Origin of the sequence: Paenibacillus sinopodophylli (assembly GCF_005930355.1) — a bacterium.
GTDB classification, from domain to species: domain Bacteria; phylum Bacillota; class Bacilli; order Paenibacillales; family Paenibacillaceae; genus Pristimantibacillus; species Pristimantibacillus sinopodophylli.
In genome coordinates, this window is sequence record NZ_VDBO01000001.1 from 1,509,884 (window position 1) to 1,530,184 (window position 20,301).

Sequence of the window (20,301 nt, forward strand, 5' to 3'; positions counted from 1 at the left end):
CAGCAATATGTCTAAACGGGATGGCTTCTCGGATCTAAGATAATATTTACTGAATCTTATTCGTATGCCTTGAACTCCGAGATGGACCACCAGCTGCCAGAGCTTTGCTTCAATGTAACCTTGATATAACGACCTTCTGATAATGGGAAGTTTGAGGTAACGACAGCTCCTGTCCCTTCTCCGTTGCCTACAGTCTTCCAATTGGTGTTGTCATAGGACATCTCCACAGTAAACTCTCTCGCATAGTCACTCGTACTCGCGCCTGAATCCATAACGATGTGATTAATCCACTGATTGGAGCCCATATCAACTGTGAACGATTGACCGCTTGCTTGAGCTGCCCCGCTGCTCCAACGATTTGTTGTGTTGCCATCCAGTACATTCGCAGCTAGGCTTCCTGATTCGGTCGAAGATGCAGCAGCAGTCCAGCCCGTTCTGCTCTTCTCAAGCTCACCGTACACGTTCAGTTCAGAAATAGACCACCAGTTGGATGCAGTACCTGTTTGAACAACCTTTAGGTAACGTGCAGTCTGTGGTGCGAAAGTGACAAGAACCGCAGCACTGCTTCCGGTGCCGCTCGCAACCGTCGACCAAGCTGTGCCATTGGTTGATACTTGTATCTGGTATCCTCTTGGATAATCAGTCGCATTCGGATCCGCATCCATTAATACGCGATTGAATGTCTCGTTCTTACCGAAATCCACTTGATAATATTGACCATTCGCCTGCGATGCGCCGCTCGCCCACCATGTGGCTAGACTTCCATCAATAGCTCTTGCCGGCACATTACCTGATGGATCAGATGAGGATGCCGTCGCCGTCCAACTGCTTTTATTCAGCATCGGCTCCGAATATACATGAAACTCGGCGATCGACCACCAATCCGGTCCGCTGCCCGTTTGTACGACACGCACATATTGAGCATATTGCGGTTCAAAGGTAATCGCTTGCTTCCATCCGAAGCCTTGACCACTCTTCACAGTCGTCCAAGTGGTTCCGTTGTTAGAGACCTGAACCTGATAACCTCTTGGATAATCCCACTTATCGGTAGACTTTGTTTCGAATGAAATCTGGTCAAACACCTTCTTTGCACCCATATTCACTTGGAACCATTGACCGCTTGATTGCGCATTACCGCTGCTCCAACGAGTCGCTGTGTTCCAATCGAGCGCATTCGAAGCAGAGCTTCCCGATTCGGTAGATGAAGCTGTTGCCGTCCAGCCTGTTTGATTAAGAGGAACAGTCGCCATCCAGGGCTCGCCCTTCGCGAATTTCTTGACCGTATTGATAAAGCTTGTATTCGGTTGGAAATTACTCGTTCCGAACTGTTGAAGCTTCGCGGTTATCGTCGCTGCATTATCATTATTGATGACCGGAATAGGAGCCGAGTTGCTATTGTACAAGCCCCAGTATCCGCCTACGCCTTCATTCATATCACCTTTGACCTTATAGGTCCAATTCGTCCAAGAGGCATGAATCGCATTAAGCCCGCCCATCCATTTCGACCATACATCGTCATAATGGTAGAGCGAATATTCGCCAAGCAAAACAGGAATATCCCATTCTTGCTGCTTGGACGCCATCGATTGGAGCTTATCCTCTACCAATGCGTTTTGCGCATTCCAATCTTTTCCGTTCGGCATATCATAAGGATGTACTTCGTAAATAACATTGGTCCAGCCTTTGGTGCTCGGTGCAGCTATATTGCCCCAATCGAAGAACGCGGCGATATAAATCGTATGATCAGGGTCAATGGCCCGAACAGCGTCATACAATCGGTCGTAATAATCCGATTTCTGGTTTACATCATCCGTGTCCTCGCCATAGTCAATCAACGGCTCATTCATCAAATCGTAGCCCGCAACAGTCGGATTGTTCTTGAAACGTGTCGCTATCTGCTGCCAGATGTCTACGACCCAATCCTGATAGGTCGTATTTGTCCAGAATTCATTCGGGTTCGGTCCGAAACGCCCGCAACTGCCGAATGGACAATTGCCGCCAGGCAGAATATGCAGATCAAGCAGTACATAGAGGTTTCTAGAAGCTGCCTCGCTAATAAGCCAGTCGATCTTGGTCCAAGCATTGGACTTCCATGTTCCGTTATCGTTCAACAGCTCATTCCAGCCAATTGGCAAACGAATCAAGTTCAACCCCATATCTGCGATGTTGTCGAGATCGCTCGTTTGAATCCATGTATCCTGATGCGTCGTAACGAGACTTTCAGCCGTTGCAGCACCAAAACGCTGCTTGTAGGCCGAGTTCATCGAGAGATCATCGTTATTGAGATATACATTCATTTCCCCAATTGTCCACCAGCTTGTGGCGCTGCCCGTTTGCGTTATTTTCACATAACGTGCCGTGACAGCAGGGAAATTAATAGGTGTTGCCTTACGTCTACCTTGGCCGGTCGCAACCGTTGACCAATTCGTCCCATCCTTCGATACCTGAACGGTATAGCCGCGAGGATAGTCCTGCTCTGACGTAGAATTTTTCTCTGTATCAAGAATGATTTGGTTAAATGGAATATTAGCGCCCATATCGACTTGGAACCACTGACCATTAGCTTGTGCTGCGCCCGTTGTCCAGCGCGAGCTAATGCTCCCGTCCTTCACATTATTAGGTCCAGCGCCAGTACCACTTGAAGACGCCGTCACTGTCCAGCCCGTCCGCTCCAATGCATTGCTGGAGAAGAGAGAAATATCTGCAATCGACCACCAACTGGAACTACTCCCTGTTTGTGCGATCCGCACATAGCGCATATACGATGACCACCAGAATTCCGCAACGACAATACGCGAACTACCGTAAGCGCTTGCATATTTCGTCCAATTGACACCATCTGTAGAGCCAAGCACCTCATAGCCGCGTGGATAATCACCAGCCGATGAAGGGCCGGCATCAAAGACGACCTTGGCAACATCCTGCCCCGCACCAAGATCGATCTGGAACCATTGACCATAGGCTTGTGCTGTTCCACTCGTCCAACGAGTATTTACATCACCATCTAGCGCATTAGCAGTCGAAGTTCCTGAACCGGTAGATGAGGCTGTTGCCGTAAAGCTGCTGTTGTTCATCGTAGGATCAGAGAACACGTTGAATTCGGCAACTGACCACCATTTAGCAGCATTGGTTCCAGTTTGAACAATGCGGATATATTGTCCAACCTGTGGAGTGAAGCGGATAACTGTGTTTTGCACACTACCCGTGCCGCTCGCAACGTCCTTCCAAGATACTGCGTCACTTGATACCTGTACTTGATAGCTTACGGGATAGTCACCGCTGAATCCTGCCGCATTCACATAGATTCTGTTGAAGTAACCGACATAGCCCATATTCACCTGGAACCATTGCCCGCTTGCTTGTCCAGCACCCGTATTCCAGCTTGTCGTATTGTCTCCGTCAATCGCATTACCTGCACTAGCGCTGTTGACTGATGAAGAGGCGGTCCATCCGGTTCGATCGAATGCGAATTCACCTGTTGGAGACATCCAATCTTCAAAGCTTAGCCATCCACCCAAATTGGTTCCGCGGAGATTTACAATATCCCCCGTACCGGAATTTTTTTTAATAAATTTCCCATCTGTTTTTAGGAAGTCACTAGATGTGAATGCGGCATTAGCTGCTTGCGGTTTAGGAATAGCGATTAAGAGCTCCATCATGACAGCCAAAGCTAATACGAGTGACAGCAACCGTTTCTTCTTCATCATTTTGTCTCCTTTTTGATATTCTAAAGTATTAGAAATCAACTGCAAATCCAATAAAGCGTTTACAATATTCGTGCCTATTTAATCCCCTTTCTTTAATATGCTACTATTCTATCGAATACAGAAGCATGAAATCTATTTCGTATATTAGCAATTTCTGTTGCACTTTATTGACATTACTTCCTATTACGTTCTAAGCCTGAAATAAAAACCCATCACAAACCTTGATTTAACAAGGATCGCGATGGGTTCTAGTTTGAATGACAACCTATAATTGCGACGCTTGACCTCTTGGCCTAGCCATTCTCGTTACGCTTCGTTTCTCATAATGATTCTTATTTCTTAAATTTCGCTTTAATGAGTACGTATACGCCTCCGATAAATATTCCAATGATAGCCCAAGTTGCAATAAACAATATCGAATCCATGATGTACGCTCCTTTGTTCTGATTATCCCTTAATGGTTAAAATAGGCTCAACCTCTGCTACAACTTGAGCCATACCATGCTCCTCATGCGATTCAATGATGGCATTGATATCCTTATACGCATAGGGGGCTTCTTTCTTCAGTTCCTCTTCCCATTTCTTCAAAATATCCTGTCGCGATTTAATATCATTCCGGTTCGGATCAATTGGCGTCACAATGTTGAACTTAGATATAAACTCCCTAAACCGCGCATCATCCACTTTCACAGAATCGCCTCTCGATAGGCTCCTACCCGCTCCATGACTTGCGCTATATAAGCTCTCTCGATCGCCTAATCCTGCTAAAATATAGCTTTTTGCTCCCATAGAGCCTGGAATGAATACCGGTTCTCCCGTATATTGGAAAGGCGTATTCACCATCTGTTCCGCGGACTTTGCCGTACAAGAACCTTTACGGTGGATATAGCCTGAGGTTCCATCTATGGTTTCTTCCCACACAAAATTATGGGGTGCGTCATAGAGCAGCTTGTATTCGAATTCCTTTAGGCTTCTAGCTAGAGACTTCTGAAGCATAAGTCCCAAAAACAATCGATTAGCGAATGCAAAGTTTGCCGCGTTATGCAGCAGGTTCCAGTAGCGATCCCATTCTAAAGCGTATTGTTCGGATTGTGGCAATACATAAATGCCATTAGCAGGATGCTTCAAAGAAGCTGGATATATGCCCTTCAGCATTTCCTTAATGTTTAGGCCAGCATGGTGCCCGATAGACACGGAGCCCGTATGAATCATTACGACAACTTGATTCTGCTTAATATTCCATTCGCTCGCTAGAGCATGATTTCGAATATTCACGACCTTCTGAATCTCTACAAAATGGTTGCCCCCGCCGATTGAACCAATCTGACTGTCATAAGATACCGTTTCGCTGCCTAAATAGCTATCCAATCCATCCACTTTATTCGTAATAAACGATCCCAAGCGGTTAACCTTGGAGAGATCCTGCTCCTGCTGCTTCTGATCGTAAAATTCCCATAAACCACTCTGCTTCATAGCTTTTTGAGAATCAAGTATACCTATTAGTCCCTCTTTGAGAATGGCTTCGCGCTGAATTCGAGTCATTGGTATGTGACGGCCGCCTTCAAAAAACACATGACGAATATCTGATTCAATCTGCCTCAGATTGGATCTAATGTCATCTTCCTTCAAAGAAGTCGTGTATAAGCGCATTCCACAATTAATGTCGTTGCCAACGGCTTGCGGAATAACAAAACCTTTCGTGAATATCGTTGTGCCAATCGGAATTCCGCTTCCTTTATGAAAATCTGGTGTAATGGCAACTTCTTCGATTTTAGCATTTTCGTTCGAGAAATAGCCAGGATCGTGCTGTTTTAGTGTCTCAACAGCCTCGTTAACGGTCAACAATTGATCAAGCTCAGCTAAGGCATTTTTCTCAAGCTTCATTTCATCATTTACAAAAAAACGTACAGGAATTTGGTTGCTATTTTTAATTTTCAATAAGTACCATCCTTTTGCGAGCTAGATTGTTTGTCCACCTTGCTAAATACAGTATTAAATATGTCTATATTACTATATACTACACCTTCGATATAGAAATATTTGAACCTTCACATCATAAACATCGTTTTAATTGAGACGGATATTGGACTTATTTTAGGGAGCCATTAAAGCTATCATTCTATTTTTCAAGCGCTGATTTTGAGCAGCTGTTTATATGCCCTAGCTTAGCTATAAGTGCTTACAGACTTGCGGTTCATCTTACACTCCTCGTTATATCAAGCGGGACGCAACGTTTACCGCTTGTATTCGACCGCATAATTATTTAAATTTAATTGACTCCGCTAATGTTTACTACCTACAATAAAGCTATATTTCATACGTCATGACAATAAGGTGAGAGCAATGAACTGGGTTGACCACAGCCTGCTCTGGAATGAGGCATTTGTCAAAATAATAGACATCCGTTATACCAATTTAACGCATTCTGAACCATTTTTGAGCTACAATCTGCCGACCAGCGGGTTCTTGTTTTCTGAACGGGGTGGTGCTTGTATTCTGCTCAATGAGGTCGAATACGAACTGAAGCCAATGCATCTGCTGCATGCCGGTAAAGGCATGCGCATGAACATACAAGTTACAGAGCAAAGCTTTGACTTTTATCTGATTTTGTATAAAGCCAAACTCGCTAACCCTTCTAATCGGAGGCTCGATCAGTTAATGATTCGTTGCAATCCGTTTAGGCTTACCTATTGCATAAATCCAAAGGCTTCGCTGAATACGTACACGACGATTCAACTGATGCATAAACATTGGGGGCAGCCGAATGCAAGCGGTCAGCTTCAAGTTAAAGGATTATTCTATATGTTCATTAATGAGCTACTAAGTGAGCTTGAAGAGAATAAACCTATCGTATCAACGCCAAATCCCGTTATACAAACGATCCGTTACTTGAATGAGCATTACAAAGAAGCAATTACAGTTCAAGAAATGGCTGACAGATGGAACATCAACGTAAGAAGCTTTACAAGACTATTTCGTACACAAATCGGAAAAAGCCCTCTCGATTATTTAATTCAGCTGCGAATGGATCAAGCCCAGGAACTGCTTCTACGGACAGAAGCCTCTTTGCCTGATATTGCAGCAGCAGTTGGTTATTCTGATGAATATTATTTTGGGCGCATGTTCAAAAAACATAAAGGTATCTCTCCGATTGCTTACCGAAATCAAAAGCAGCAGCAAGACGAATGGTCTTATCCTCCATTTCTGCTGTCCGATTTGTCCATTGCTACAGGTGATAATCACCGCTATATTGGTAATGATAATTATTATCATCATAGTAGAGAGGACGTTTTATCCATGCACAGTAGTACAAAACCATCTCTGGCAGCCATCATGCTGCTATGCTTGACCGTCATTCTAACTGCGTGCCAGACTGACGCAAATACGAATGGAAATATGATCGGAGGCACATCGCCTTCTCCCACGATTACAACAAATACGGCGAGCGGCGCTACACGAGTCGTGTCTACAATGAAAGGCGATATTACGATTCCGGCAGATCCTAAACGAATAGTTGGTATGCCAATCGAATTCAGAGAGCTGTTGTTCGCTATGAACATTACTCCGGTTGCCTCATTTAACGAGCACACGGAATTCCCTACTTATCTGGGAGATAGCTTTAAGGATGTTATCAAGCTTGGCGGAGGAATAGAGCTGCCTTTCGAAAAAATATTAACGACGGAACCTGATTTGATTATTGGATCAGATTGGATGATTGAGAAAGGCTATGAGTCACTGACCAAAATAGCACCAACGATTATGTTGCCGGATCAGAACTGGCGCTTAACGTTGAATGAATTAGGAAGAGTGCTGGACAAGCAGGAAGCAGCTGAACAAGCCATCGCCAACTACGACTCAGCAGCAGCGGCTGCCAAAGAAAAGATTCAAACCATTGTGGGAGACCATACATTTATGATGATGATGGTTCGTGAAAAACAATTCTCCATCGTCGGAGAAACAAGCCCTCGTGGCGAAATTCTACATCATGAGCTTGGTTTGAAGCCTGTAGCAGCCTATCCGCAAGGAGAAGCCTATCTCGAAATTTCGCTCGAAAAAATTCCGGAATATAATCCTGACTATTTGCTACTTCAACTATTCGATGAAAGCGATGAAACGAGAGCTACCTACGAAAACCTGCTAAACAGCAATTTGTATAAAAACATGACGGCAGTCAAAAATAATCAAGTCTTTATTATTGGCGAAGAAAACGGCGGCAGAGAATGGCATCTATTCGGTTTTTCACCGCTAGCCAATCAATATGGCATTCGAGAAATTGTAAAAGCATTTGAGGACAACAAGTCCTCTTAAAGCGGCGATATAGTAAATATTGAAGCATCTCAAAAAAGCGACCACTCCACTGAAAAATTGATATACTCCCATAATTGTAGACAGTAGAAAAAACAAAACTTCTACTGCTACCAAGATGGGAGTTGTTTTTCATGTCGAAAAGGAGTCCAATTTCATTAGATGTAAAACGAAACGTTGTAAAAAGATGCCTGAGACATGATTCAAAACCTCATTATGAAGTGAAACAACTGGGGATTGACACAGAAACAGTCAAAGATTGCATAAGGAAATATGAAGCAGCGGGTTTTGAAGGATTAAAGGAATCCAGGGTCTGGGAATTATACGCGAAAGCTCAGACAAGCTGCGATTAGAGCTGTTCTATCCGGAACGTATTCCATACGAGGGGCAACCAAACAGTACCTAATTTCAAGTAAAGAGGTTTCCAGTTCACCTCGCATGAATACAATCGTTTGAAGATGACATACGCTTTTACTACGAGTATGTCTCGTGTGAGTCGATGCCTACGACGAAGTTCTTGAAGATGTACGGAATTATATCCGATACTACAAATACTACCGATATACGGAACGACTTAACGGCTTGTCTCCCCATGAGTATCGCCGAATTGCTTTATGAAAATAATCCCCAGTTCTTTGTACTTGAACTGAAGGATAGACCAAACCGTTTTTTTCACTGTCCACTTGACAGGGAGCAGTTCAAAACAAAGGTGAACAGTCGCTTTTAAAATTTATTGTTTGATGAAACCTACAAATCAAGTCACGTGAAACTCCTGTTCATCTGTCCTGATTAACCTTTGCACTTTTCCACTCGTAATGCGTTAATTAAATATACTTATAATCTCCTTGCCATACTTCCCCACTTTCACCTTCCCAAATCCCTTTACTTCTAGCAGTTCTTCTTCTGTCATGGGATATTTAGCTATAATATCTTCCATTTCAATATTATTAAAAATCAAATATGCTTTTACTTTTTCTTCCCTAGAGGTCTTTAACCTGAACGCTGTCAGTTGTTCGCGAAGCAATACTTCATCTTTTCTTTGCATGTTTACTTCCGAAAGCTGATACTTACCAATAAAATTCATTTCAATTGGAGTATTTAGCTTTACAAGTAAATTAGCAATAGCGTGCATTTCTTTCTCTGCAAGATCGTATTCATTCGTTTTATCATTTTGATATCTATCTAAAGTTGATTTTATCTGATCATATTTAATAAGAGATTTTTCTATATCTGCCGGACATTTGTATTTCTTAATTATGGTTTTAGGGTTTGCCATCACAATAAGTGAGATAATCGGCATGTTATTTATATTCAATTCCTTAGAGAGAACAAGTTTCAAAATATCTACATGTCTTGCATTCTGAGTGACAGGACTGTATATGCCTTCTTTATATTCCTTTCCATATCGGTTCTTGATAGTTCTAATAAAGTTACCGTCAGCGTCTATTGAGATATTGCCACTTAATTTCTTGGTTTCTAGAATACATATAAACTTATTTGAAATAATCACAAAATCAAGTTGTGCAACATAATCACCATATTCCAATCTAACATCATGAAGACAAAGCACAGGTAAAAACGAGTGTTTTAATTCGAAATAAACATTGTTTTCACCATCAAGCCCATATGCAAGCAGCCTAATATCCTTTTCAATATTATCCTTCTTTTCAGCATCCTCAACATTAGCAAGCAATTCTGTGAGAGCAGAAAGGTGATGATTTTCCTTTGAGAAATCCTTAATAAATGTAGGACTTTGTATGGTTCGCTTTTGACCAAATAGCAAATTAAATATCGACATTTATGATTCTCCTTGAGTGTGTAATATGTAAAAGAATAGATCATTAGTAGGGTTTTTAGACTTTATTGATAGTAAGATTATACCATATGAGAGATTGAATTGGTCTTACAGATTCCAGAAGTCGCCTGAATGATGTCGATTACGTTTTCTTACGCTTATAAATAACCATCCATAAAACCGCACCTGCAACGACAAAGGTGAAAAGTAAAAACGGTGTATACCTCATTTTCGAACTAGGATCGAATAAACGATCTAAAGCTTGAATATCCTCGCCTGCATCAGCAATCAATTTATTTCCGCTGCAGATCGAAGTAGACTCAACGCCTTTAGAAGTCGATGTATACACTAAATAATCATTTCCTTCTTCAAATTCCGTCCCGCACATACCGAAAATTCCGCTAAAAACATAGCCTTCAGCCGGATCTCCCTTCCAGACCTTATCGATGCGGAACTGATTTTCCCCTTGCGTATCCTTACTCACTAAGGTTCCCTTGAATATCGTACTAGCGATATCCACTTTCTCCTCTATCGATAACTCCATACAGCTGCAAGCAAAAACCTTAGTAGGGAATAGATAGCCGCTGTTAACCATCATTGTAAAAAGTAATGTAAGAAGAACCATTTTGCGCATCATACGAATCCCTCCACATGCTAGCTTATCCAGTCAGATTCATTGAGTACCCGCTGCTGTCCCAGTCATTCACCTTCATCCATTGTACATGTAATTATACCATGATATGGAACATCCGAAGAAATGCAGGCAGAGTATCGACGTCCCGCGCATGCACAGATAAGCCTTACGCTTCCTCATGTTAATCAAATATTGCCTCATGGATGACGCGGGATCTTTCAACTTAACTCTGCCATGTATTCGAAAGATCATCGGAACTTGAATCTATTGTTCATTCTACTATTTCCGAACGTCAGCGTGTAACGGCTATTGTCGTCCTCTGGAGGGACGGAGCATTCCATTCCTAGAAATAGAGAGAATGTGTATCCTAACAATAGGTTTTCCTATATTTGAAGTAGAAATAAGCCTCAACCGTTAAACCGGCTGAGACTTGTTCCTTGCACCATTCTATGTAGACTCCTCAAACAGATTAATACGTTCATCTGCCACTGGTGCATAGCTGTGCGACCGGCTAAGCTTCACAACGCGCCGGCTAGGACGACGAATAACCACAGAAGTATCATCCCAAGCGACGACGATGCCGTGTACATCATTCGCTTCTATCGCATCTCTAACCACTCTGATCGTTTCACCGCTGACTCGAAATTTATCCAGCTGCTCCTCGCTTATCATGCCTATTCCTCCTTCCATACAATTCGCGTCTTCCCATCTAATGAAAAACCCCAATGTATGCTTACGCATACCATTGAGGTTATCTTTCACCTATAAACGGAACGTTCCGTTCACCGAAACCGCATGTCGTCTAACCGGCATGCTCTTTGGCATCATTGGTCTCGTACCATTCATCAAGCACTCGCGATGACATTACGCGTTTGCCAATATATTCGCTCTGACGGTCAGTAAACTGTTCCCGCCATTCAATAGACAACTCGTCGCATAGCTTCACGATCGTTAATAGCTCCGACCATGCCACATAGCGCTTGTACCAGAAAAACTGCGGATGCTCAATCATATAAGGATACAAATCATCAAATTCCGTATGTTTACAATCTAGTGCACGCTCAAAGTGGACTTTAGCGCCACTTAACTTCGTATACATAAACTCTGCAGACATTTCCCCCATAACTTGTGCCTCCCCTCAATCACTTCTGTATCATTATAAGCGATAATGCCGGATGGGAAAAGAGCATTTGTACTGGAACATTCTACTCAAATTGAATTTCACCGTTATCAAGCGATGAAATGCGGACGAGCGGCTCCACACGAATTCCCTGCTCTCTAAGTGTTCTGCCTCCAGCTTGGAATGACTTCTCAACTACGACGCCAAGACCGATTAATGCAGCGCCTGAGCGCTGAATAATTTTGATTAATCCACGAGCAGCATCGCCGTTTGCGATAATGTCATCAATAAATAATACCCGATCATCAGCCGTTAGAAACTGCTTGGATACCATAATATCAGTAACCATCCCTTTCGTGAAGGAAGGTACGCGCTCTAGATAAGCATCCGGGTCAGCGATCAACGTTTTCTTCCGACGAGCAAATACGAGCGGCACGCCTAGCGTAAATGCTGTTGCATACGCTGCTGGAATGCCTGAGGATTCCACGGTGATGACCTTTGTGATCGTTTCCTCCGCGAAGCGTCTTGCAAATTCTTGTCCCATTTCCATTGTCAATTTAGGGTCGACCTGGTGGTTGATCAAAGCATCCATCCGCAGTACATTACTCGATAATACGGATGATTCTGCTAATATGCGTTTTTTTAAACTCTCCATCTTTCATTACCTCCACCAAAATCCTTTTTGATAACGTACCATAGGTCAGGCAAGAAGCGCAACCTAACATTAGGCTTATACATAAATGCCGATTGAACGGGAGTATTTCACAGGAATAACTTCAAATCCTCGGTAAAAAAGAGCAACTTTTTCCACCTGAATGACGTCTAATATAGTAACGACTTTTTAATGTGATCTCTCTTCAAGCAAATTGTCCTTACAAAATCCACTTATAATAAAGCATACAAATACCGATTATCATGTTATGCAGGAAAGGAGCTCATACTTTGAACTTTAATCTCAGAAATTCGACAAATGCTGCGTTACTTGCACCAGCCACCGCACTTATTATCGTACTAGCCGGCTGCCAGAATGCAGCGCCTCCAGAACCTACTGCAACGGAAACGAGCATGATATCTATTCATAGTGAACAGAATGACTCGCCTCAGAAAACTTATTCAGAGGCTGCAGACAATGAGCCAAACACAGATGAGCCCAAGCTGAGTGCCGTAGATACAAGCACTGATTCAAGCGCTGAAACCTCAACCGTTCGTCCTGAGAAAGATAGCAAAGCTTCAGTGAAAACCGAAAGCGAGGATGCAGAATGGCAGGCCGATAAACCACTGCTTAAAGGCATTGCGATTGGGACTCATGATTCTACAGTTACGAAGCTGTTCGGCAATCCAGTAGACAGCTACAAGCTGGACGAGGAAAGCGAGCCGATCACCGTCCTTGAATATGAAGGTTTTGCAATCGGCATCAACCCGTATCAATCGGTTCAATTCATTGAAGTGTTTGGCACAAGCATTGCAGCAGGGCTTAGTGGTTTGCAGATTGGCGACAATCCAGAGAGAGCGCTGCGTGCACTTGGCAAACCGAGTAAACAAACCGCCTATCTACTTACATACGAAGCCAAGAACTCGCTTCTCAAGCTAGATATCGATCCTGTTCATAATGAGATTGTATCCATTAAGCTGCTCGCCCTTAGCTAACCTGCTTATTCTGTCCAATCAAGCAGCCACAGCCCAAATAAAGCGAGCAGCAATATTGGCAAAGTAAGGATTAATCCGTATTTCATATACTCACGCCAGCTGATTCTTATACCGCCCTGTGCGACAAGCTGCATCCACAGCAAGGTAGCTAATGACCCGAGAGGCGTAAGTTTTGCACCAATTGAAGTACCGAGCAAGCTCGCGTAAGGCAAATAACCTGGGCCATTCACCTGCTCGATAGCCAGAGATGAGATCAATACAGCCGGCAAATTGTTAATGGCTGCTGCAAGCAGCGCAAATAATATTCCTGATCCAAATATGCCGACCATCTCGTTTTTTTCCGCTGCACGCTCAATAACCTCCGGAAACCACGCTGTTGCTCCATGTACATGAAGACTATAGACGATCAAATTCATCGATAATGCGAATACAATGATTAACCAAGGTGCACGCAATACTGTTTCTTTGAAAGGTGCGCGGCCTGCTAATGCAGAGGCTATCCATTGGATCGCCGCGCAGCCAAGGGCAATCGCTGCAACAGGAATGCCAATCCTCTCCGAGCCAAGATATCCGATTATCATAAGCAGGATGTTGAGCCAAGACAACCAGAACAATCGCTTGTCAGCTATAGCTGTTGACGGATCAGGAAATAGATTCGGCGCCAGCCTTTTTGACGTTTCCTTCCTAATCGGCTCCCAGAAATAAATAACTGATACAAGGACTGTGGCCGCAATTGCGATTAATCCTGGCAGCAGCATGCGGGAAGCATACTCGCTAAAGGATATATCGAAGAAATCAGCAGTTAAAATGTTCGTTAGATTGCTCATCATTAGCGGTGCGCTCGCTGTATCAGCCATGAAGCCTACCCCGACTAGAAACGTCAGTCTTTCGCTACGAGACAGCTTCAGCAATGCGGTTACTTCAAGTACAATAGGCACCATAATGAGAACAGTCCCGTCATTATTGAAAAACACGGTAATGAGTGCCGCCATCAAGGACAAGCTGATGAAAAGCGACAGCTGTCGATGATGAAATCGGTGGACGATATGCAGGGCTGCCCACCGAAAAAAACCATTATAATCAAGCAATGACGTAAACAGCATAATGCCAATCAGCGAAAACGTTGCATTCCATACAAAGCCCCAAATGTAGGCGGCATCCTCTGGCTTCAACAGCTGGGCAGCGAAGAGGAGCGCAGCTCCTGCAAGTGCGATAAAAGCCTCATTGATTCCCTTAGGCTTTATTAATATGAATGTTAATGCTGCAATAAATACAATAATCGTGATTAACAAAGACATGATCGTGCTCCCAACTGCAAGCCTTGCAGCGTAAAATTTTGAAATAAGTCATGCCTGTCCCTCGCCTTACATACCTTCTTAATAGAAGAGGTCATCGAACGGAGGACGGTAGACGATGTGGAAACGTACAGGAAAGGTGCTGCAAATCGCCTCCACCTACATGGGGACAATCGTAGGAGCAGGCTTTGCCACCGGACAAGAAATTTTACAATTTTTCACAAGGTTCGGATATTGGGGTTCTATCACTATTGCTTTGACTACTGTTCTCTTTATTTGGCTGGGTACCAAGATGATGCTTATTTCCAGCCAGATCAAGGCAAAATCGTATGAAGATTTGAACAAAGCGTTATTCGGTGACAAATATGGGCGCATAATCAGCCATTTCATGCTCGTCGTTCTTCTAGGTGTTACAGCCGTTATGCTCGCAGGAGCAGGGACGATCTTCTATGAGCATTGGAATATCTCTTACCAGTCCGGTCTGTTGATTACGATAGCAGCCTGTTATTTCTTGCTTCGCAAAGGAATGAATGCGATCTTGACGGTTAATGCGATCGTGGTTCCGATCATGCTGCTCTTTACCGTTCTTATTATGATCGATACCTTCCGAACTCCCGGCGCGGACAAGTTCATCACGCTGGCGAGTGATCATTCCATCTGGGCTGCATGGGCTTCGCCCTTTCTGTATACCGCCTTCAACCTTTCCATGTCACAAGCGGTGCTCGTACCGCTTGGTGCTGAAATTAACGATCGCAAGGTAATCATAGCCGGCTCATGGGTAGGCGGCATCGGCATCGGCTTTATGCTGCTTGCCGGACATATTGCTCTATCCGTGCATATGCCAGGTATTCAGCAGTTCGCCATCCCGATGGGCGGGATCGCTCGTCAGCTCGGCCCTAGCGTACAATTTATTTATATTTTTATTATTTTCGCAGAAATTTTCACCACGCTCATTGCCGACATCTACGGGCTCACTCTGCAGCTTCAAGAGCGGCTCAAATGGGCAAGGAGCTTAATCGTCCTGCTTATTCTCGCAATCTGCTATGTAGCCAGCCAAATCGGCTTCGGCATGCTTCTCTCAACGCTTTATCCGCTATTCGGACTCATTAGCTTCGGCTGGCTCATTCTCATCATTCGCAAGCGTGTATCAGCAAGGTAGGCTTACAGCTACGAAACAGCGATGCCTTCCTCGTTTACATGCGAACGAGTAGGGCATCGCTGCAGTTTTGCAGGATGGCATCACGAACATGCTCATGACAAGTCATAATGATGATTTGACGTTCGTCTGACAGCTGTGCAAGCAAGCGGCTGATTGCAAGCAGTCTCTCACGGTCAAAGTTAACGAATACATCATCGAGCATAAGTGGAAGCTTAGCTTCGCGTGTTGCTTCCTCTGCCAAGGCAAGACGCATAGCCAAATATACCTGCTCTGCGGTTCCCCTGCTCAGCATCCCGCTGTCCATGATCCTCCGATCAGAAGATTCCAGTCTAATACCCGGCTCTCCTGGTGTCGTCAGTATCCGCACATATTTGCCTTCGGTCAGCTTAGCGATAAAATCAGAAGCTTTGCGCAGCACAACCGGCTGGCGTTCTTCCTCATAAATACGTTTCGTTTGAGCGATTAACGCGGCGCTTACTGCAAGCACGGCATAACGCTCCGCGTCCTTCTCAAGGCTCGCAGCCGTCATCTCTCTCTCGGAGAGCAGCCTCTGATGCTCGTCCTCGCGAAGAAGCTGATCAAGTAATTGTCTCAGTCTTCCCCTCTGCTCAAGAAGCTCGCTTCTGCGTCTTGTAAGCTCTGCAATTTCCACTTTCGAATCGGACAGCAGCGCCTGCAATTCCGCTTCGTCATGTGCCCCATAAAGCTTGTCCAGCTCAGCAACTCGATCATCAGACATGCCTGCCGTAAGCTCAAGCGTAAGCCTTGACAATTCGAGCTCAAGCTCTTGTAGAGAGCGGCGATGCTCAATTGCCAGCTCATATTCCGCTTGGTTCGACAGTCCCGCTTGGGCAAGCTGCAGCTCGATCTGAGCTGCGGTTTCTTGAAGCTGCGCTTCTGCAGCTGTCAGCGCAATATGCAGCTCATTTTGGCGCGCCTTTATGCCGCGCGCCTCTTGCCTGGCTGCCACATGCCGACGAATTTCGGCATGCAGCAGCCGCAGTGCGAGCACAGGATCAGCTGCGAGCTGCTCCTTCGCTTCTGCGTGATGCCCGCAAAGCTCTGCCGCTTGCGCAGCGAATGCGGCAAGCTGCTTGTCCGCGGCGGCTTGCCTCGCCGTCAAGCGGTCATATTGCTGCAGCCGCTGCAAGGCTTGCTCGGCAAGCTCGAACGCTTCGAGCGCTGCTGTCGGCGACATCCCCGCCGGCAGCGAGCGTGCTGCAAGCCAGCCGGCCCATTGCCGGGCGGCGGCTTGACGGCTCTGCGCAGCGGCGGCGGCTGCCTCGCTGCGGCTCGCAGCGTGCGCGCGCAGCCGCTCTAAGCGGCGGGCGAGCTCGCTGCAGTTGCTGTCGAGGCGCTCGCTTTGCAGCAGCGCCTCAAGGCTCTCTTCCACGGCAGCGCGCAGCTGCGTACGTGCTTGCTCTGCCGCGAGCAGATGCTCTGGCGAGCTGAAAGGCGTGGCTGCAAGCAGTGCCGCAGCCGCTTCCTGCGGCTTCGCCACGAGGGCTGCAAGCCTCTGCTGCACACGCTGCTCCAGCTCACTTAATGACCTTAGATCACTGCTACTCGATCGGGATGATCGGCTACCGCGCCCGCTTGCGCCCTGCTTCCGCAACAGCGCAGCGACAGCAAGCGCAAGCGCCGCACCTGCCAGCGCCAGCGCAGCTATTCCCGCTCCGCCGCCAGTCCCGGCGAGCGCGGCAGCCCCAAGCGCCAGCGCGGCTCCGCCCGCTCCTGCCGCTGCAGCCCACAGCAGGGCGGCTCCGCCCCGCCCTGCTGCCGCCGTCCTGCCGCCCGCAGCGCTGCCGCTTGCGGAAGCGGCGCCTCCGGCTGAGCGCGCCCGCTCGAGCTCCCACTCGCGGAGCGCGCTGTCCAGGGCGTTCCACGCCCCCTTCAGCGCATCTCGCGCTAGCGGCAGCACCGCAAATCCGGTGCTGCCGCTAAGCTGCTCTCGCCGCTGCACATCCTGCGAGGCGGCTAACCTCGCCTCTTCAAGCGCCATTGACGCTTCCTGCTCCTGCTGCTTCAGCGTCTCAAGCTCCGCCGCAATCCGTTCATCCGTCCGCGTATAATCAAGCTCCTGCTGTCTCTCGTTTCGCACATCATCACGATCGGCAACCGTCACATGAAGCTCCCGAAGCTGACGCTCCGTCCACTCTGGCGCAATGCTGCTGACCAGCCGTGCAATCATCTCGTCATGCTCGCTGAGCTCTGCCGCAACAGCAGGAGCGGTTTCCTTCAATAGACGTATGCTCTCCGATGCTTGAAGCATCGCCTCTGTTTCCTCGGCTAACCGAATAATCCCTTCATCATACACGGTGGTATCAAGCTGAAGCTCCAGCAGCAGCGCCTTTTGTCTCTGCTTCTCGCCTTCCTCTGCAAGAGCAGCTCTGCGTCTTAGCAGCTCCTCCCAGCTCTTCTCTTCATGCGCCGTGATCGAAACGGCATAAGCAACTGTTTCTCGTTCAAACAGCAGCTGCTGCTTCCGCAGCCATAAATGCCTCGACGTTACCGCTTTGCTAAGCAGCATCAGACGAGCCTCTTTCTCAGGCTGCTCCTGCTCAAGCCCGTTAAGCCGCTCATCGGTACTGGCTGCTTCCATCGTGAGTGCATTAAAGGAGAGAATCGCATCCTGCCGCTTGCGCATCTCCATATCGAGCTGCTCAAGCGATTTCAACTGCTGATTCATTTGTTGAACCGTTCCGCGCGGCTTGAATAGCTGGTCCATCTCCTGTGCGATTCGTTTCTCTGCGGCTGCAATTGTTTTTCCGTTATCCCAGCCTGCTTGATGTAAGTAACGTCCCAGCTCGTCGCCAGATAACGCCCCTACCTCCTGCAGCTCCGTCAGCGTAATGGCGAATAACTGCCTATATAGCTTCTCGCTCACACCTCCGAGATAAACGCGTTCCCACTCAGCTTGAGTTAGCACTGCGTTTTCCTGATGAGTTTCATCTGAACCATCTATGCCAGCTATCCTTCGCAGCTTTACTTTGCCAGCAGCATCCACCGCATAACGCTCCATCATATATACAGCCTCATCAGTACCCCGAACAATCAGTCGGCCGCCGTGTTTCCCCCCGTTCACCGGCTCCTGCCGCTCGTTTGGCAGCGTCCTTCTTGCGAAGCCGAATAGGAGCGAGCGAATGAAGCCGAACAATGTACTTTTGCCAGCTTCATTTGGTCCATATACAACAATAATCGGCGCATCGAGTGAAACTTGTTTGCCATATAGCTGTCCGAACCCGTCTATTTCAGCTTTCAATAGCTTCATACCCGTGTCTCCTCCTGTCGATAGTCGGTGCAGCTTCTCCTAGGTGTTCAGCTATCCCGCTCATCATCTTGCAGCAGGCCCAGCGTCAGCTCTCTCGCCTGCTCCAGCCAGCGGTTTGGAAGCTCCTCCCATTCGCTCCGCAGCAATCTTCCAAGTTTCGCATGACTCGCCATGCCGCCAACTGCTTCCTTTGCGAACGACTGCCATTTCTGTTTATCTTCTGACAGCTCTGCGCTCATCCGGTACAGCTCGCCAGAGAAACTGTCCTCAGCTAACAGCTCCTCCGTGTTAAGCTCAGCACCAGTTCGGAGCTCTAATCCATAAACATAGACCCACGGTTCCTCTACAGACAATGCCCTTCCCTCTTGCAATTGCTCTAGCAGCGCCCCGATGGCAGCCGTCTCTGTCAGCTTTTGATGTAGCTGTCCACGACCGTTAATCACTAGCCGCAGCATGACCATTCTGCCTTCCGAATACTCCAGCGCTTGATCCAGCTCCGCTTCAAGCTGCAGCAGCAGTTCCTGCTCCGTGCGGATTCCTGCGATGGAGATGCTGCGCTCCATCCATCTCACACTGTCGAGCGGCACGAATGCAAGCTCCACAGCCTTGGCTTCCGTTACATCAATGATAAAACAGCCCTTAGCACCCGTTTCACGAGGATTTCTACCCTGTATATTTCCTGCGTACACGACATGCGGATACTCATGCAGCACACGTCGATGATGAATATGACCCAGCGCCCAATAATCAAAGCCTTTCCCGCCAATAAGCTCCTGAAGCTCACACGGGGCATAAGGATCGTGGCTGCCGTTTCCATCTACATTGCCATGCAGCAGTGCAATATGGAACGGAGCCTCCGGCTCGATTCGATAGGCAGCAGCCATGTTCTCCGTAACGATTCGCGTACCGTAGGATCTACCGTAAACAAAGGCAGCCAGCTCACCGTTTCTACGATAAGCCGGCCGATATTCCATCTTGTTCGCTGCGAATATATAAACATTGGACGGCAGCTTGAGCTCTGCTCTTGCTCCGCTCAGAGGATCATGGTTCCCATGAATAACGTAGACGGCAATCCCATGCTCCTCAAGTGTTGCCCACTCTTTCAGAAGCATGAGCTGTGCGCGGAGCGAACGATCCGCCTCATCGAACAAATCGCCAGCTAGTACGATGAAATCGACTTGACTCTGAATCGCGACTTGCGTCAGCTCCCGCAGTGCTGCAAAGGTTGAATCCATTAGAGCCTCTTTTACTGCAGCCGGTGCTTTGGCAAGCCCCCGGAAGGGGCTATCCAAATGCAAGTCGGCGGCATGAAGGAAACGAAACGGTACAGACATCTTCCGACCCCACCTATTCCAGTAGAATGAGCCG

Annotated in this window: 13 protein-coding genes and 1 pseudogene; 4 read left to right on the forward strand and 10 right to left on the reverse strand. The window is 46.7% G+C overall.

Annotated elements, in window-relative coordinates; all coding sequences use genetic code 11:
• Positions 1 to 56: 56 nt before the first annotated feature.
• Positions 57 to 3,707 (reverse strand): discoidin domain-containing protein, encoded by a 3,651-nt coding sequence (locus FGT79_RS06985; protein ID WP_212758519.1) that lies wholly within the window; start codon positions 3,705 to 3,707, stop codon positions 57 to 59.
• A 447-nt stretch (positions 3,708 to 4,154) separates the two neighbouring features.
• The gene (locus tag FGT79_RS06990; protein ID WP_246096190.1) at positions 4,155 to 5,645 is read right to left on the reverse strand and encodes an RtcB family protein; all 1,491 of its coding nucleotides are present in this window, start codon (positions 5,643 to 5,645) and stop codon (positions 4,155 to 4,157) included.
• Positions 5,646 to 6,050: 405 nt separating this feature from the next.
• Between FGT79_RS06990 and FGT79_RS06995 the strand changes: the two genes are divergently transcribed.
• Both FGT79_RS06995 and FGT79_RS32515 read left to right on the forward strand, forming a co-directional pair.
• Positions 6,051 to 8,015 (forward strand): AraC family transcriptional regulator, encoded by a 1,965-nt coding sequence (locus FGT79_RS06995; protein WP_138751999.1) that lies wholly within the window; start codon positions 6,051 to 6,053, stop codon positions 8,013 to 8,015.
• A 516-nt stretch (positions 8,016 to 8,531) separates the two neighbouring features.
• Positions 8,532 to 8,630: pseudogene (locus FGT79_RS32515) on the forward strand (hypothetical protein); the annotation flags it as partial.
• Positions 8,631 to 8,832: 202 nt separating this feature from the next.
• On the opposite strand, the gene FGT79_RS07005 reads toward FGT79_RS32515, so the two are convergent.
• From FGT79_RS07005 to FGT79_RS07025, 5 genes are all read right to left on the reverse strand, one after another.
• The gene (locus FGT79_RS07005; RefSeq protein WP_138752000.1) at positions 8,833 to 9,810 is read right to left on the reverse strand and encodes an NERD domain-containing protein; all 978 of its coding nucleotides are present in this window, start codon (positions 9,808 to 9,810) and stop codon (positions 8,833 to 8,835) included.
• Positions 9,811 to 9,949: 139 nt separating this feature from the next.
• Positions 9,950 to 10,444 (reverse strand): hypothetical protein, encoded by a 495-nt coding sequence (locus FGT79_RS07010; protein ID WP_138752001.1) that lies wholly within the window; start codon positions 10,442 to 10,444, stop codon positions 9,950 to 9,952.
• A 444-nt stretch (positions 10,445 to 10,888) separates the two neighbouring features.
• Entirely contained in the window at positions 10,889 to 11,113 is a 225-nt protein-coding gene (locus FGT79_RS07015) for a hypothetical protein (RefSeq protein ID WP_138752002.1), read from the reverse strand.
• 130 nt (positions 11,114 to 11,243) lie between these two features.
• Positions 11,244 to 11,564: a hypothetical protein gene (locus FGT79_RS07020; RefSeq protein WP_138752003.1), complete on the reverse strand. Its 321-nt coding sequence runs from the start codon at positions 11,562 to 11,564 to the stop codon at positions 11,244 to 11,246.
• Between the two features lie 82 nt (positions 11,565 to 11,646).
• The gene (locus FGT79_RS07025) at positions 11,647 to 12,216 is read right to left on the reverse strand and encodes a xanthine phosphoribosyltransferase (protein ID WP_138752004.1); all 570 of its coding nucleotides are present in this window, start codon (positions 12,214 to 12,216) and stop codon (positions 11,647 to 11,649) included.
• Between the two features lie 287 nt (positions 12,217 to 12,503).
• Here FGT79_RS07025 and FGT79_RS07030 point away from each other — a divergent pair, with 287 nt between their 5' ends.
• Positions 12,504 to 13,208 (forward strand): hypothetical protein, encoded by a 705-nt coding sequence (locus FGT79_RS07030; RefSeq protein WP_138752005.1) that lies wholly within the window; start codon positions 12,504 to 12,506, stop codon positions 13,206 to 13,208.
• A 5-nt stretch (positions 13,209 to 13,213) separates the two neighbouring features.
• On the opposite strand, the gene FGT79_RS07035 is transcribed toward FGT79_RS07030, so the two are convergent.
• Positions 13,214 to 14,506 carry an ArsB/NhaD family transporter gene (locus FGT79_RS07035; RefSeq protein ID WP_138752006.1) on the reverse strand — a complete coding sequence of 431 codons (1,293 nt, stop codon included), beginning with the start codon at positions 14,504 to 14,506 and terminating at the stop codon, positions 13,214 to 13,216.
• Between the two features lie 115 nt (positions 14,507 to 14,621).
• Between FGT79_RS07035 and FGT79_RS07040 the strand changes: the two genes are divergently transcribed.
• Positions 14,622 to 15,662 (forward strand): YkvI family membrane protein, encoded by a 1,041-nt coding sequence (locus tag FGT79_RS07040; RefSeq protein WP_138752007.1) that lies wholly within the window; start codon positions 14,622 to 14,624, stop codon positions 15,660 to 15,662.
• A gap of 34 nt (positions 15,663 to 15,696) precedes the next feature.
• Here FGT79_RS07040 and FGT79_RS07045 read toward each other — a convergent pair whose 3' ends face one another.
• Positions 15,697 to 18,933, reverse strand: a complete 3,237-nt coding sequence (locus FGT79_RS07045; protein ID WP_138752008.1) for an AAA family ATPase — start codon at positions 18,931 to 18,933, stop codon at positions 15,697 to 15,699.
• A gap of 47 nt (positions 18,934 to 18,980) precedes the next feature.
• Positions 18,981 to 20,267 (reverse strand): metallophosphoesterase family protein, encoded by a 1,287-nt coding sequence (locus FGT79_RS07050; RefSeq protein ID WP_138752009.1) that lies wholly within the window; start codon positions 20,265 to 20,267, stop codon positions 18,981 to 18,983.
• Positions 20,268 to 20,301: the final 34 nt, after the last annotated feature.

Excerpts from the sequence above, each read along its gene's own strand:
- FGT79_RS07035 (WP_138752006.1), bottom strand. The coding sequence starts at position 14,506 with ATGTCTTTGTTAATCACGATTATTGTATTTATTGCAGCATTAACATTC.
- FGT79_RS07025 (WP_138752004.1), bottom strand. The coding sequence starts at position 12,216 with ATGGAGAGTTTAAAAAAACGCATATTAGCAGAATCATCCGTATTATCG.
- FGT79_RS06985 (WP_212758519.1), bottom strand. The coding sequence starts at position 3,707 with ATGATGAAGAAGAAACGGTTGCTGTCACTCGTATTAGCTTTGGCTGTC.
- FGT79_RS07050 (WP_138752009.1), bottom strand. The coding sequence starts at position 20,267 with ATGTCTGTACCGTTTCGTTTCCTTCATGCCGCCGACTTGCATTTGGAT.
- FGT79_RS07010 (WP_138752001.1), bottom strand. The coding sequence starts at position 10,444 with ATGATGCGCAAAATGGTTCTTCTTACATTACTTTTTACAATGATGGTT.
- FGT79_RS07020 (WP_138752003.1), bottom strand. The coding sequence starts at position 11,564 with ATGGGGGAAATGTCTGCAGAGTTTATGTATACGAAGTTAAGTGGCGCT.
- FGT79_RS07040 (WP_138752007.1), top strand. The coding sequence starts at position 14,622 with ATGTGGAAACGTACAGGAAAGGTGCTGCAAATCGCCTCCACCTACATG.
- FGT79_RS07015 (WP_138752002.1), bottom strand. The coding sequence starts at position 11,113 with ATGATAAGCGAGGAGCAGCTGGATAAATTTCGAGTCAGCGGTGAAACG.
- FGT79_RS06995 (WP_138751999.1), top strand. The coding sequence starts at position 6,051 with ATGAACTGGGTTGACCACAGCCTGCTCTGGAATGAGGCATTTGTCAAA.
- FGT79_RS07045 (WP_138752008.1), bottom strand. The coding sequence starts at position 18,933 with ATGAAGCTATTGAAAGCTGAAATAGACGGGTTCGGACAGCTATATGGC.
- FGT79_RS07005 (WP_138752000.1), bottom strand. The coding sequence starts at position 9,810 with ATGTCGATATTTAATTTGCTATTTGGTCAAAAGCGAACCATACAAAGT.